This window comes from Kinneretia sp. DJ1R-11 (genome assembly GCF_025717595.1).
Classification (GTDB): domain Bacteria; phylum Pseudomonadota; class Gammaproteobacteria; order Burkholderiales; family Burkholderiaceae_C; genus Paucibacter_A.
In genome coordinates this window covers 248102-261218 of the sequence record NZ_JAJIRR010000006.1, presented here as the reverse complement: position 1 = coordinate 261218, position 13117 = coordinate 248102, and the positions used below count along the sequence as shown (strand labels likewise).

The window sequence follows — 13117 nt, the reverse complement described above, 5'->3', positions numbered from 1 at the left end:
GCGCTGAGCGCCCGATCGTGCTCCGTACAATGCCTCGCATGAACAGCTCCAGCGATGCCCGTGTCAGCACACGCCGCCTGCCCCGCCGGGCCGCCGCTGCCACGCTGGCGCTGCTGCTGGCTGGCGTTTCCTTGCTGAGTTTGGCCTGGTTCGTGGCGCTGCAGGAGCTTGTTTCCCTGAGCTGGACGGTCAGCCTGCTGACAGTGTTTTGCACCGGACTGCTGTTTTTGCTGGTGGCTGGCTTGGGCTGGCATGTGGGCGTGCGACTGACCCGCCAGCGTCTGCACGACAGCCTGCGCGAGGCGCGGCAGCACAGCCGCTTGATGTCGCAGCTACAGACCGACTGGCAATGGGCCACCGACGCCGAACACCATCTCGTGCGCTGGCAGGGGCCGCGTGAGGCGCTCAGCTCCCAGTGGGTCGGCCACAGCACCTGTCAGGCGCTTTGGGAGCGCTTCCACTTGTTGAGTGGCGCCGAGGGCAGCGCGACCGGTAGCTTGCGCGAGCTGCTCGGCCAGCAGAGGCAGGAGTTTGAACTGCAGGTTCAGGCGGTGGACGGCGCGCCGCACTCCGGTTTGTGGCTCTTGCACGGCCTTGCGCGCTGGGATGCGCAGGGTTGTTTTGAAGGCTATTGCGGCAGCGCCCGACCTTTGCAGGAGCTGGCCTTGCCGCTCGATCTGCCGCCGCCGGTGCTGAGCACCGCCTGGCTGGAGGCCTTGCCCGGCCCGGCCTGGTTGCTCAGTGTCGTGCCACCGGTTCTGCTGCTGGCTCAGAATTCGCAGGCTGCAGCGGCCGGCGCGCGCGTTGGCGAACGCTGGCAAGACTGCCAGGGCCAGTTCAGCGCCGGCCTGTGCGAACGCTTGAGCGGGCACTTGCCACGCGCCTACACCGATGCATCCGGCAGCTACGCCTTGGCACTCTTGCCGCCGGTCACGGCACCGGCCCTGCCGCCGCCCAGCGATGCCGGCGAGCACGAGTCCTTCAGCTACACCGTCTCCCATGATTTGCGCGCACCACTGCGCGTGGTCGAGGGCTTTGCCCGCATCTTGAAAGAGGACTACGGTCGCTTGCTGGATCGCATCGGCAACGACCACCTGGACCGGGTCATGGGCGCGGCCGCGCGCATGAACAGCATGATCGATTCCTTGCTGTCGCTGTCCCAGCTCTCGGCCCAGCCGCTGGCGCGCCAGCCGGTCGACCTGTCTCAGCTGGCCGGCTTCGTGGTGGAAGAGCTGCGCCGCAGTGCGCCCGAGCGCTCGGTGACCGTGCACATCCAGCCCCGTATGGTGGCGCAGGGTGACCCGACCCTCTTGCGCATGGTGTTGGAGAACCTGCTCGGCAATGCCTGGAAGTACAGCGGCAAATGTGCGCAGGCCCAGATCCGCTTCGAGGCACAGCTGGAAGAGGGGCAATGGACTTATCGGATCAGCGACAACGGCGCCGGTTTTGACATGCGCTTCGCCGACCGCCTGTTCGGCGTCTTCCAGCGCCTGCACAGCGCCAGTGACTTCCAGGGCACGGGCGTCGGCCTGGCCTCGGTGCGCCGCATTGTGCGTCGCCATGGCGGCGACATCTGGGCCGAGTCGGCCGTGGGCGAGGGCGCCCGGTTTTACTTCACATTGGCTGGCTGAGCCAGCATCTCCACCGCTTCGACCAGCAGGCGAGCCTGCTCGGCATCCGACCTGCCTTCACTGGCACTCAGCTTCTGCAGCCGCGCCAGGGCGTCGCCACGCGCCAGCGAGTAGCGGTGCATCAGCACGCCCACGGCCAGTGCTTGCAGATCGTCGAGCACCGGGTGGGGATCGCGCCGGGCATGGGCGCTGGGCGCTGCTTCCTGGCTCGGGTTCTGGCGCCGCTGGGCAAACGCAGCTTCGACCGCGGGAACGATCTGGTGAATGTCCAGCGGCTTGACCAGGTAGGCGACGGCGCCCAGCTCCTTGACCTTGGCCACGGTTTCCTCGTCGGCAAAGGCCGACAGGAACATGAAGGGGATCTGAAGGTACTCGCGCAAATAGGCGGCGACATCGAAGCCGCTCAAGCCTTCCATGCGGATGTCGAGCAAGGCCAACTCGGGGCGGTGTTCGCGCGCCAGCAGGATGGCGTCGTCGCCGTTGTCTGCGTCAATGACTTCGAAGCCGGCCTGCGCCAGCCCATAGGTCAGGGTCGCCAGAACCAGACGGTCATCGTCGACTACGAGAATCTTGCCCTTGCTGCTCACCGTTGGAGGTCCCCCGCTGTGCTGGAATATGGCCGGCTGCTGCCGACCTTGTGTTTGGCGGCATTGTCGCCCAAACCAGCGAAGGGGGCGCCCTGGGGTGACTACGGGGCTGTGGGAGAGTTTGGCAGCAGGCTGACGCTCGGTTGCAGCAGCTCGACTCGGCAGACCACCAGCTCGCCCTCCTGCTCCAGGTTCAGGCGGGCGGTGCGACGCGGCAACAGGGCGCGTACCAAGCCCAGACCCGAAACACCGCCAGGCACTTGCGCCAGGCTGAAGTCTGCCGGCAGACGGCCCGGATTGGTGATGGCCACACTGACGCTATCGGCTCCGCAGTGCAAGGTACAGCTGACAGCGCCGGCCGGGCTGTGCTTGAGCGCATTGCTGAGCAGCTCGTTGAGGGTCAGGGCGATCGGGATCGATTCTGCCTCGGGCAGGGTCCAGTCATTGACACGTTCGGCCGTGGCGCCTTCGATGTGACTGGCGATCTGGCGCCCGCTCATGCGCTGCACCGAGCCGATGATGGCGTCCACCACCCGGCGCAGACGCAGCGGCCCGGAGCTGCCGACTTGCAGGCCGTAGACCTGGGCAATCGCTTGCACCTGGCCGACCGCCTCGTTGATCACGCCGGCCACCTCGGGTCGGCGCGCCGCGATCTGCTGCAGCAGACCGGCCACGCCTTGCAGATTGTTCTTGATGCGGTGGTGCACCTCGCGCACCAGCAATTCGCGCTGCGAGATGGCGGCTTGCAAGCGCGCTTCTTCAGCGGCGCGGTGCTCGGTCACATCGCTGGCCACCAGCAGCAGCTGCTCGGGCGTGCCTTCGTCGATCGCGTCGGGGCTGTCGCCGGTGCCGGCCAGGTGCAGGATGCGCGCGTCCCAGACGCGTTCATGCTCGCCCTCGCCGAGCCGGTACTCGCGTTGCAGCACGGTGCTGGCGCTGGCGGACAGGGCGCTCAACATATCGCGCCGGATCAGCTCGCCCTGCATGGGGCCGAACAAGTCCTCGGGGCTGGCGCCCATCAGTTCCTCTTCGCTGCGCCCGGCCAGCGCGGCGGCGGCCTGGTTGATCTGTTCGACCCGCAAGGTCTTGGCGTCATGCAGGCTGATGGCCAGCGGCGCGGCTTCGATGATGCGGCTCAGCGAGGCCTGCGCCTGCAGGGTCTGGGCCTCGGCCTGGCGGCGGCGGTCGATGTCGAGCAGGGCGAAGGTCAGCTGGCGGCCGGTACCGCGCGCGCCAGTGACCACCACATTGCCGACCACCCAGAATTCACGCCCGTCGCGCGCTTTCAGGCGGCACTCGAAGGCCTCGGTCTGGCCCTCGGTCATTTCGTCCAGGTAATGGGTCTGGCGGAAGGGGTGGTCAGACGCCGGCGTGGCCACAATGCTCATGGAGTGGCCGGCAAACTCGCTCAGGTCGCCGCCAAACATGCGTCGCGCCGAGCGATTCATCCACTCGATGCCGCCGCGGCCGACGGTGACGATGCCGACCAGCACCGAGTCCAGCACCGCGCGTTCGCGCTCGGTCTGCAGCATCAGCGACTGCTGGGCGCGCCAGCGGTCGTCCACATTGACGTAGGTGGCGATGATGCCCTCGTCCGGGGCGCCGGGCCGCATCACGCGCTTGCTGACTTGCATCCAGAGCACGCTGCCGTCCTGGCGTCGCACCCGGCGTTCACCACGCCAGAGACCTCGGTTTTGCAAGGCCTCGCGCACCTCGGCGCTCAGGTGCTCGAAATCTTGTGGGCTTTCGAACAGGGCTTCATGGGCCAGGCCGCCGAGCTCGTGGATGCGGTAGCCGGTCAGGGCGGCCAGCGCGTCATTGGCACGGGCGATGCGGCCCTTGCGCAAGATGGCGATGCCGACGTCGGACAGGCTGAACATCAGCTCGCGGTCCTGCACCAGGGCCTCCAGCTCGCTCTGCTGCGCCTTGAGGCGCGAGATGTCGCTGATGACCACAATGGTTTCGCTGTCGCGCGGCGGGCCGCTGTCGGCCTCGCCGGCCGGGGTGGCCGCGCGCACCTGACGAAGGCTCAGGGACAGCCAACGCGGCTGGGCCGCTTCGCTGCCCACTTGCAGGAATTCCGCCTCGAAGGTTTGCTGAGCTTGTAGTTTGGGCAGGGCGTCCTGCACCTGCTGCGCCAGTTCGGGCAGGGCCGCAAACAGCTGCGCCACCGGCGTGCCGGCATGTTGCAGACCGGGCAGGCCCAGCATCTGTTCGAACCCGCCATTGCAGCGCACCAGCTGGTCACCGCGCAGATAGGCCAGACCCAGGCTGGCGCTGTCCATGATGGTGGTCAACTCATGCAACAGTTGCTCGCTGCGGGTTTCGGCCTGGGCCTGGGCCGTCACGTCCAGGGTGACGACCGAAGTGGTCCGTTTGCCCGAAGCCAGCTGGCCGGGCTCGACCCGGGTCAGCAGCCAGCGCCGGCCCAGTTCGGGGTGGCGTACGGCGTAGCGGACTTCGATCCGATCGCCTTTTTTGAGTGCTTTCTGCAGCCGTTCGAATTCATGCAGCGAGCCCGGCTCGACGATGTCGCGGCCGACGCCTTGAAGGCTGGCCAGCGAGTTGCGCTGGCTGGCGGCTGTCTGGCCCAGGCTGCCTGTCGCCGGTGGCGGTGTGCGCGGCGCGCGCGGGCGCAGCCAGCCGGCATCCTGCTGGAAAGTCGCCAGGCCGACGCCGGCAGTGTCCATCAGGGCGTCCAGCTGCTGGTGAGCGAGGTCTCGCTCTTGCTCCGAGCTGCGGTCCTCCAGCACAGCCAGGAAGCGGCGTGCTGAGCCGCCGCTGCCTGCCAGGGGCCGCAGCCGACCGAGCAGCCAGCGCGTGCGCCCGGCCGGGTCGATCAGGGTGGCCTGGGTCAGCAGCCCTTCGTCCTGCGCCGTCAGGGCTTCGCTGAGGCGGCCCTGGTCCCAAGCCAGCAATTGCTGGATGGCGGCATCGGCCTCGTGCAAGGTGCTCAGCGGGCGCAGGCACAGTGCACTGAAGGCGCTGTTGGCTTTGAGCAGCAGGCCCTGCGCGTCGAAGCTGCACATGGGCAGGGGGCTCATTTCGAACCATTGGGCCAGTTCGGTCTGGGCGCGTTCGGTCTGTTCACGCAGCAGCTGCTCGCGCGCGCCGGCCTCACCCGGCTGGGCAGGGGCTGCAGCAGGGCTGGGCGCTGGGGTGCTAGGCAAGACCTGACCCTCTGCGGCGGGCTCGGGCGAGTTGGCCTTGCCGGCCGCCGGCTTGCCGCGGTGTTTCTCTTCCGGGCGGGCATGGAGCATCCAGCGCGCTGCATCATCGTCGCGGGGCTCCAGCGCCACCAGGGTCAGCAGCGCTTTCTGGCCGCTGACCAATTTGATGCCGGTCGGCGGTGGGCCCTGTCGGCCGTCCAGCAGGGCCCGGCTGGCCAGACGCAACCAGTCGCCGACCCGGCCGCCATGGCTGGTCTGCAGGCCGTGCAGACCCTTGCCACCACTCAGCCCTGCGGCTTGCTCCAAAAGGCTCTGCGCACTGGGATTGGCTTCCACCACTTCCAGCGCTTCGCCGAGCAGCAGGACCGGGTCGCTGATGAGCCCGAACACGCCGCGCAGGGCGGCGAGGTCTTGGGGCAGGAGAGAGAGTTGGGCTGACATTGGCGCCGAGTTTACGGGCCGCCCGGGGGATGCCGGGTTCACTCGAGCTGGGCGGCCTTGCTCAGCGCCCGCAGCACGCATTGGTTGATCTCCTCGGCGCTCAGCATCAGCTGCTCGGCGGCGCTGCGGAAGTCATAGACCGATTCGTTCTCGATCGCGTGCACCAGCTCCAGATAGGGTTGGTAGGGGCCGCTGCCTTCGACCAGGGCCTGGCGAACGCGTTCGGGCATGGGAATCGACTGCAGCAGCTTGGTGAAGGGCTGCTTGAGCATGTGGTCGAGCAGGGAGAACAAGCCGCAGATGAACATTTCGTCGCGCAGCTCGCTGTCGCTCATGCTCTTGGCCAGCTCCTCCATCAGCAGGCCGCGGCGCAGGGCGGCGAACATGATGGGTCGCATGCTGTGGTCCTTGCTGGCCGTGGTCAGCAAGAGGGCCAGCCAGCGCTTGAGGCGCGGATAGCCCAGCAGCATGATGGCGTGCCGGAAGGAAGACACCTCGACTGGCAGGCCAAATGCGGCCGAGTTCAGGTAGCGCAGCAGCTTGAAGGCCAGGCTGGGGTCGCGCTTGAGGGTCTGTTCCAAGCGCTCGATGTCTTCATCCTGATCCACCCGGGACATCAGCTCAACGATCACCTGCAGGTCGGCCTGAATATCGCTGCGCGCTGCATTGGCCGGCGGCTCGTAGGGGCCTTGCATGGGCCAGCCGATCACGCCGGTTGCGCCGCGGCCGAAGGCTGCATCGATGTCGACCGCACTGCGCAGGCCCGCCACATAGCGCGGCAAGGCAGGCATGGCCACATCGGAGGGCCGGCTTTCGTCATCGAGGTCGAGTACGGCCTGCTTGAAGCAGGGCAGCAGCTCGGCTGGCACGGCCGCGGCAGGTCGACCTTTCAAGAGCAGGCCGGTGCCGCGTTTTTTCAGTGCCAGCAGAAGTTCTGCATGTACCGCGTCACAGGCCATGAAGGCCGGCACCTCGATCAGCACATTGGGGCTGAGCTCGCTGCTCAGCAAGGCCGTCAGCAGGCCTTCGTTGATGACGTTGAGAATCACTTGGCCGCCGCCGGCGGGCCAGACTTCGGCCACGGCGGCCAGCAGCTCGGCTGCCTCCAGCGGCGCGTCCGGACGCAGGGGAACCACGGTCAGTCGGGTCGCGCCGACCATGCGCTGGCGGTCGATCAAAGGGGTGTAGCCGAGGGCAATGGCGCCGAGTATGGGATGGTTCATGAAGCCGCTGGGGGAATCAAACGTTGAGGTACTGGAACAGCGACATGCGCTGCACCATCGCATAGGTCTTCAGCGCCGTGTCATAGCCGGTTTGCTGGTTCTGGAAGTCGGAAATGCCTTGCACCATGTCGAGGTCTTCGGCCGCGGAACGTTCGGCTTGGTTGTACTGCTTGAGTGCCGCCATGCGGGACTCGGTGCCATCCAGATTATTCAACCTCTCGCCCAGCTGACTGCGAACATTTTGTAAGTTCGTCATCACCGCATCCAGGTCGCGCACGCGGCCGGAGTTGGACTGGGAAATTTCGACGCCAGTGCGCAGCGGCGTGCGCAACTCGGCCACAGTGCGGTCCAGCACGTCGAACAGCTTCAGCGAGTTGGTGGACGGCTTGATCTCGAAGCGGTCGCCGTCGACCGGCTGCCCTGAGATGTTGATGGCCATGCCGTCGAAGGTCACGGCCTTGCCCGGGGTGAAGGGGCCGGACATCACGGCTGCGCCCAGGTCTGTGTCGGTCACGGTGACGGTGGCGCCGGGCCCGGTGCCGCTGATTTCAACCAAGTAGTTGTGACCGGTCAGCTGCGAGGGGTCGGCCGTGCGGCCGGCGTCGATCCAACCCTTGGGTGCCGCGCCGGGCGGCACCGAGATCAGATTGGGCAGGGGGCCAGTCTCGAAGGTGCCGTTGCCGCTGCTCGCTTGCTCGAACACCAGACGGCCGTCCACGGTGAGGGGGAAGTTGTCGATATTGCCGGTCTGAATGGAGCCCGACACGCCATTGAAGCGCACGCCGCCGGCTTGGTCCAGGAAGGGCGGGTCGCTGGCGCCCTGGCCTGAGAACAGATAGCCGCCGGCGCCATCGCCGCGGTTGGCAATCGCCAGCAGCTGGTTGCGCAGGCCGGCAATTTTGTTGGCCAAGCCGGCGCGCTCGGCATCGCTGTAGCTGGCGTTGCCCGCAGCGATCATGGTCTCGCGCATCTGCTGCAGGAGCTCGTTGGCGTCGCCCAGGGCGGCCTCGCTGAGCGTCATGCCGTTGCGGCTGGCTTCCAAGGCGCGCTGGTTGGCATCGACCCGGCCGATGGTGGCGAGCGAGCGCTCGGCGCGCGCGGCGCCGGTCGGGTCGTCACTGGCCAGGTTGATTTTCTTGCCCGAGGTCAGCTGCTGCTGCGAAGCTTGCATGGACTGCTGGCGGCGCTGCAAGGTGGCGATGCTGGTGTCAAAGATATTGGATGTGGCGAGGCGCATGGCGGTGCTCCTTATTCGTATGGGGTCGGCTCAGTGCCTGCCAGCCGCTGAGAGCTCAGCGCGCAGCCAGGCGCAGCAATTCATCGAACAGGCTCTGGGCGGCTTGCAGCACCTTGGCCGCGGCTTGGTAGCCCTGCTGGTACTGCATCAGCCGAGCGGCTTCTTCGTCGAGGTTGACGCCAGCCTGGCCAGCGCGGCTGGATTCTGCTTCGGCCGCCACCGCCACGGAGACACTGGACAAATAGGTGGCACCCTGCACCCGCGAACCAATTTCGCTCATGGTGGCGGAGTAGGCTTCGTTGATGGTGGCACCAACGGCGACGCTGCCATCGGCGCGCACGCGCTGGCCGACGAATTTTTCGCCCTGGATGTTCAGGAAGGCCTTGGCATTGCCGTTGTTGGTGGCCGGAAACTGGGTGCGCTCCAGCGTGATGGTGTCGTCCTTGCGCGGCACGCCGTTCAGGCTGAGTTCGAAGCCCAGGTCGATCGGCGGCACGGCGGTGGGCTGGTTGCCGATGTTCTGGCCGGCTGACCAGGTGCCGGTCAGCACCGAGCCATCGCCCAGGGTCAGGGTGTACTGCAGCTTGGCGGGGTTGACTGGGTCGGGGTCACCGAAAGCGAGGCTGATGGGCAGCTTGCTGGCGTCAAACTTGTCATTCACCGCGTAGATGGAATTGACCGTGGTCGAGCCCTTGTTGTCGACATTGGTGGTCGCGGTCAGCGGCGACGCGGCGGCGATGCCGGTAGGCTGCTCCAGCACCCGGCGCATTTCCACGGCAGCCTGTGCGACGGGCTCCAGGATGTAGGAGTCACCGGGGCCAGGCGGTGTGGCCGAGAAGTCGATGCGGAAGCCATCCACCGTGTCGCCATTGACCACGGTCTGGCTGTAACCGTCGCTGATCCGGGTCAGCTTGTAGCTGGCACCACCACCGGTCGGATCGGTCTCCAGGCGGTAGGCGCTGGCCTGCAGCTGGCTGGCGTTGGTGATGGTCATGGTCACATCAGACGCAAAGCTGCCGTCGGGGGCGCGTGCATTGGTGCTCGCCGGCAAGGCGCGAGGTGAGCCGAAGGCAAAGATCGGCACGCCCTTGCCCGGTGGGTCGGACAGGTCCAGGCCCAGGGCCTGCTGGTCATTGACCCGCGAGGCCAGCGCTGCTGCCATCTGGCCCAACATATTGCGGGCGTCCTGCAGGTCCTTGTTCTGGTACTGCAGCAAGGCAGAAATCGAGCCGCCTGTGAGCACGCTTTCATCCAAGGAGCGCGGACCGCTGGAATCGGTGATGCTGAGGGCCGCACGCTGGCTGTCGTAGGGGTCCTGCGTGACGGTGAGTTGCTGTGCCTCGGTGCCGAGAACCAAGCGCTGGCCGCCGCCGATGAAAACCCCCAAGGTGCCATCGGTGGCCGGCAGAGTCGACACCTGGATGTACTGGCTGAGCTCGGAGACCAGCTTGTCGCGTTGGTCCAGCAGGTCATTGGGGGTGTGACCATTGCCGTTGGCTCGCGAGATCTGGTCGTTGGCGAAGGCGATTTGCTTGCTCAACTGGTTGACCACGTCGACATTGGCTTTGAGGTCGCTGACCACGCCCGACTGCAGTTCCACCAGCTGCTGGCCGGCACTGGCAAAGCGGGCCGCGACTTCGGTCGCCCGGCCCATCACGACTTGGCGCGCGGACGGGTCGGAGGGCCGGCTGCTGACATCCACCATGGCGTTCAGGAACTGGCCTGCGGCCGCGCCCAAGCCGGTTTCGCCAGGCGGGAAGATCTTCTCCAGCTGCGACAGCTGGCTCATGCGGGTCGAGTCCATATGGGCCAGCGACTTGCTGCCGGCCGCCTGGCGGGTCAGGAACTCATTGTGCGAGCGTTCGACCGTCTGGATCGTCACGCCTTTGCCGAAATAGCCGGCGCCGGTGTACTGGCCTTCCGGCGTGGTCAACACCACCGACTGGCGGGAATAGCCCGGGGTGTTTGCATTGGCGATGTTCTGCCCGACCGCCTGCAGGGCGGCCTGATTGGCAAACATCGCCCGTACGCCGATGGACAGCAATCCGCTCATGGCTTGCGCTCCTCAGGCCTGAACTTCAGGCCAGGGCGCGCTGGACGCGCACCGTGGTGTTGATGACCCGGGCCAGCTTGCTGGCGTAGTCGGGGTCGGTGGCGTAGCCGGCGTTTTGCAAGCCTTGGGCAAAGCCCTTGGCGCCGCCGTTCTGGGCCTGCGCCACCACCTTGCTGTAGCGCTCGTTGTTGCTGATCAGCTTGGCGTAGTCCTTGAAGGCTTCTTCATAGCTGCCATAGGCGCGGAATTTGGCGGTGACGCGCTGGGCTTTGCCGTCGATGAACTCGGTGGTCTGCACCTCGGCCACGGCACCCTTCCATGCCGACGTGGCCTTGATGCCGAAGACGTTGAAGGATGGCTGGCCGTCCTTGGTGTTGATCTCGCGCTTGCCCCAGCCAGATTCGTGTGCGGCCTGGGCAATCATGAAGCTGGCCGGGATGCCGGTGCTGGCTTCTGCGGCCTTGGCCGCGTCGTCGTGCTTCTGGATAAAGCTGGCCACATGAGGCGCCACATTCTTCTTGGCCAGTGTGGGCAGGGGCTGCAAGGTCTTGAGCGGCTCGGCCTTGCCATCGCTGACGCCCATCTGGCGCTGCAGTTGGCGCGCGATCGCATCGGACAGTCCGCCGGGCAGACCGGTCATCTTGCCGGCGAACTGGGTGTCCAGCATCTCGCTGCCCATCTGGGTGGCGGAGTTCTCGAGCATGCCGGTGGCCATGGTGTTGGAGCGCATGCTCTTCATCACCTCCTGCATGAACAGGGACTCGAACTGCTTGGCGGTTTCGCGGATGCTGCTCTTGGGGTCGCGCGCGGCGGCCGAGCGCAGGGCTTCGATCGAGCGGTGGTCATTGCCCAGGCTGGTGCCACCGCCCAGGGCCATGCCATTGTTGGGAGAGAGGGCCATATCAGATCACCTCCAGCTCGGCGTTCAGCGCGCCGGCGGTTTTCATCGCTTGCAGAATGGCCAGCAGGTCTTGCGGCGTGGCGCCCAGCGAATTCAGCGCCTTGACGACATCGGCCAGCTTGGCACCGGCGGGCAGCTGGATCAGCGAGCCCGGGTCTTGCTTGATGGAGATGTCGACTTTCTCGGTGACCTGGGTCTGTCCGCCCGACATGGCATTGGGCTGGCTGACCTGGGGTGTGGAGCTGATGGTGACCGACAAGTTGCCGTGCGCAACAGCGCAGGCGGCCAGGGTCACGGCCTGGTTCATGACCACCGATCCGGTCCGGGCATTGATGACGATGCGCGCTGCAGGTTCGGCCAAGTCCAGGGCCAGGTTTTCCATATCGGCCAGGAAGTTGACTCGTTCGTCGGGGTCGTTGGGGGCGCGCACGCGCACCACGCGGCCATCCATGGCCTGGGCCACGCCGGCGCCCTTGGCCTTGTTGATGGCGCGGGCCACGGCTCGTGCGGTGTTGAAGTCGGCGGCGTTGAGGTCGAGCTGGATGAAGTCGCCGTTCTGCAACGGTGTCGGCACCGAGCGCTCGACCAGGGCGCCGGCCGGGATGCGGCCGGCCGAGAGGTGGTTGATCTGGACCTTCGAGCCGCCCGCCGAAGCGCCGGCACCGCCAACGATCAGATTTCCTTGTGCCAGGGCATAGACCTGGCCGTCGGCCCCGCGCAGTGGGGTGGTGATCAGGGTGCCGCCGCGCAAGCTTTTGGCATTGCCAACCGAGGACACGGCGATGTCGAGCTGCTGGCCGGGCTGGGCGAAGGCGGGCAGCTGAGCGGTCACCATGACCGCGGCGATATTGCGCGGCTGCATGGTCACGCCTTGCGGCAGGATGACGCCGAACTGCTGCAGCATGGCGGCCAAGCTCTGGCCTGTGTAGGGGGCCTGGGTGGTCTGGTCACCCGTGCCATCAAGGCCGACCACCAGGCCGTAGCCGGTCAGGGCATTGGTGCGCACTCCTTGGATCGCGGCCACTTCCTTGATGCGGGCCGCTTCGGCCTCAACGGGCCACCACAAGGCGGCACTGGCCAGCAGGGCGGCAAGGCCGATCAGGGCGCGTAGGAGTTTTTCGGTGGCTGTTTGCATGATGGTCGTGGAGGGGGAATCCTCTACGACCGATTCTGGGCAAACTTAAGTGGGCCAAAGGTTCAAAAAGAACCGCGACAACCAGCCTATTCCATGGGCGTCGGCGGTGGCGCCGCGGCCCTTCTGTTCGATCCGAACATTGGCGACGGACGCGGAGGGCACGACATTGCCCTGGGTGATCGAACGGGGGTCGACCTGGCCCGAGAAGCGCAGAACATCGACGTTATGGTTGACGCCGATCTGCTTCTCGCCGCTGATCATCAGATGCCCGTTGGGCAGCACGGCGGTCACCACGGCGGTGATGCTGCCGGAGAAGTCGTTGGTGTTTTCGTTCGTGCCCTTGCCGGTCGATTTGGTGGCCGAACTGCCGCCGGCCGAGGCCCGGCCGAAGGAGTTGGCGCTGATGAAGGGCAGGGCGGTGACGCCAGCCGTCAGCGAGCCGCTCTTGTTCAGCTCGCTGGTGCTGCTTTGGCTGGCCGTGACTTTTTCGACGATCTGGATGGTCAGGGTGTCGCCGACCAAGCGGGCGCGGTGGTCCTCGAACAGGGGGCGGTAGGCTGCGGCTTGGTAGATGGCGCCATTGTTGGGTGGCTGCAGTGGCAGGGCCGGCAAATTGACCACCGGCATGTGCTGCAGCTCGACCTGGGGTTCGCGGTACAAGGTGCTGCAGCCGCCGAGCAACAGGGCGCTGCCCAGGGTCAGCAGGAATCGGGCGTCAGGCAGGGTCTTCATGAGGCGC

Annotated in this window: 9 protein-coding genes; 1 reads left to right on the top strand and 8 read right to left on the bottom strand. The window is 66.5% G+C overall.

The features are described 5' to 3' along the window. The first annotated feature begins 38 nt into the window (after positions 1-38). On the top strand, positions 39-1631 hold the full coding sequence (locus LNV23_RS12890; protein WP_263563334.1) for a sensor histidine kinase: 1593 nt from the start codon (positions 39-41) through the stop codon (positions 1629-1631). Here the strand turns inward: LNV23_RS12890 and LNV23_RS12885 are convergent. The 8 genes from LNV23_RS12885 to LNV23_RS12850 form a co-directional block, all read right to left on the bottom strand. Beyond that, positions 1610-2218, bottom strand: coding sequence for a response regulator (locus LNV23_RS12885; protein ID WP_263563333.1), 609 nt, complete (start codon positions 2216-2218; stop codon positions 1610-1612). The two genes, LNV23_RS12890 and LNV23_RS12885, sit on opposite strands and share 22 nt — an antisense overlap. A gap of 101 nt (positions 2219-2319) precedes the next feature. Beyond that, on the bottom strand, positions 2320-5829 hold the full coding sequence (locus LNV23_RS12880) for a PAS domain S-box protein (RefSeq protein ID WP_263563332.1): 3510 nt from the start codon (positions 5827-5829) through the stop codon (positions 2320-2322). 38 nt (positions 5830-5867) lie between these two features. Beyond that, a complete protein-coding gene (locus LNV23_RS12875) occupies positions 5868-7052 on the bottom strand; it encodes an EAL and HDOD domain-containing protein (RefSeq protein ID WP_263563331.1) in 1185 nt (394 codons plus the stop codon). 16 nt (positions 7053-7068) lie between these two features. Further along, positions 7069-8289, bottom strand: a complete 1221-nt coding sequence (flgL, locus tag LNV23_RS12870; protein ID WP_263563330.1) for a flagellar hook-associated protein FlgL — start codon at positions 8287-8289, stop codon at positions 7069-7071. A 55-nt stretch (positions 8290-8344) separates the two neighbouring features. Beyond that, positions 8345-10342, bottom strand: a complete 1998-nt coding sequence (gene flgK, locus LNV23_RS12865) for a flagellar hook-associated protein FlgK (RefSeq protein ID WP_263563329.1) — start codon at positions 10340-10342, stop codon at positions 8345-8347. Positions 10343-10367: 25 nt separating this feature from the next. After that, positions 10368-11243, bottom strand: coding sequence for a flagellar assembly peptidoglycan hydrolase FlgJ (gene flgJ, locus LNV23_RS12860; RefSeq protein ID WP_263563328.1), 876 nt, complete (start codon positions 11241-11243; stop codon positions 10368-10370). Position 11244: 1 nt separating this feature from the next. Next, positions 11245-12378, bottom strand: coding sequence for a flagellar basal body P-ring protein FlgI (locus LNV23_RS12855; RefSeq protein WP_263563327.1), 1134 nt, complete (start codon positions 12376-12378; stop codon positions 11245-11247). Positions 12379-12423: 45 nt separating this feature from the next. Further along, positions 12424-13110, bottom strand: coding sequence for a flagellar basal body L-ring protein FlgH (locus LNV23_RS12850; RefSeq protein WP_263563326.1), 687 nt, complete (start codon positions 13108-13110; stop codon positions 12424-12426). Between the last annotated feature and the right edge of the window lie 7 nt (positions 13111-13117).

What these genes read in the sequence shown, in the direction of transcription:
- LNV23_RS12875 (WP_263563331.1), bottom strand. Translation starts at nt 7,052, where the DNA reads ATGAACCATCCCATACTCGGCGCCATTGCCCTCGGCTACACCCCTTTG.
- flgJ (WP_263563328.1), bottom strand. Translation starts at nt 11,243, where the DNA reads ATGGCCCTCTCTCCCAACAATGGCATGGCCCTGGGCGGTGGCACCAGC.
- LNV23_RS12855 (WP_263563327.1), bottom strand. Translation starts at nt 12,378, where the DNA reads ATGCAAACAGCCACCGAAAAACTCCTACGCGCCCTGATCGGCCTTGCC.
- flgK (WP_263563329.1), bottom strand. Translation starts at nt 10,342, where the DNA reads ATGAGCGGATTGCTGTCCATCGGCGTACGGGCGATGTTTGCCAATCAG.
- LNV23_RS12880 (WP_263563332.1), bottom strand. Translation starts at nt 5,829, where the DNA reads ATGTCAGCCCAACTCTCTCTCCTGCCCCAAGACCTCGCCGCCCTGCGC.
- flgL (WP_263563330.1), bottom strand. Translation starts at nt 8,289, where the DNA reads ATGCGCCTCGCCACATCCAATATCTTTGACACCAGCATCGCCACCTTG.
- LNV23_RS12890 (WP_263563334.1), top strand. Translation starts at nt 39, where the DNA reads ATGAACAGCTCCAGCGATGCCCGTGTCAGCACACGCCGCCTGCCCCGC.
- LNV23_RS12850 (WP_263563326.1), bottom strand. Translation starts at nt 13,110, where the DNA reads ATGAAGACCCTGCCTGACGCCCGATTCCTGCTGACCCTGGGCAGCGCC.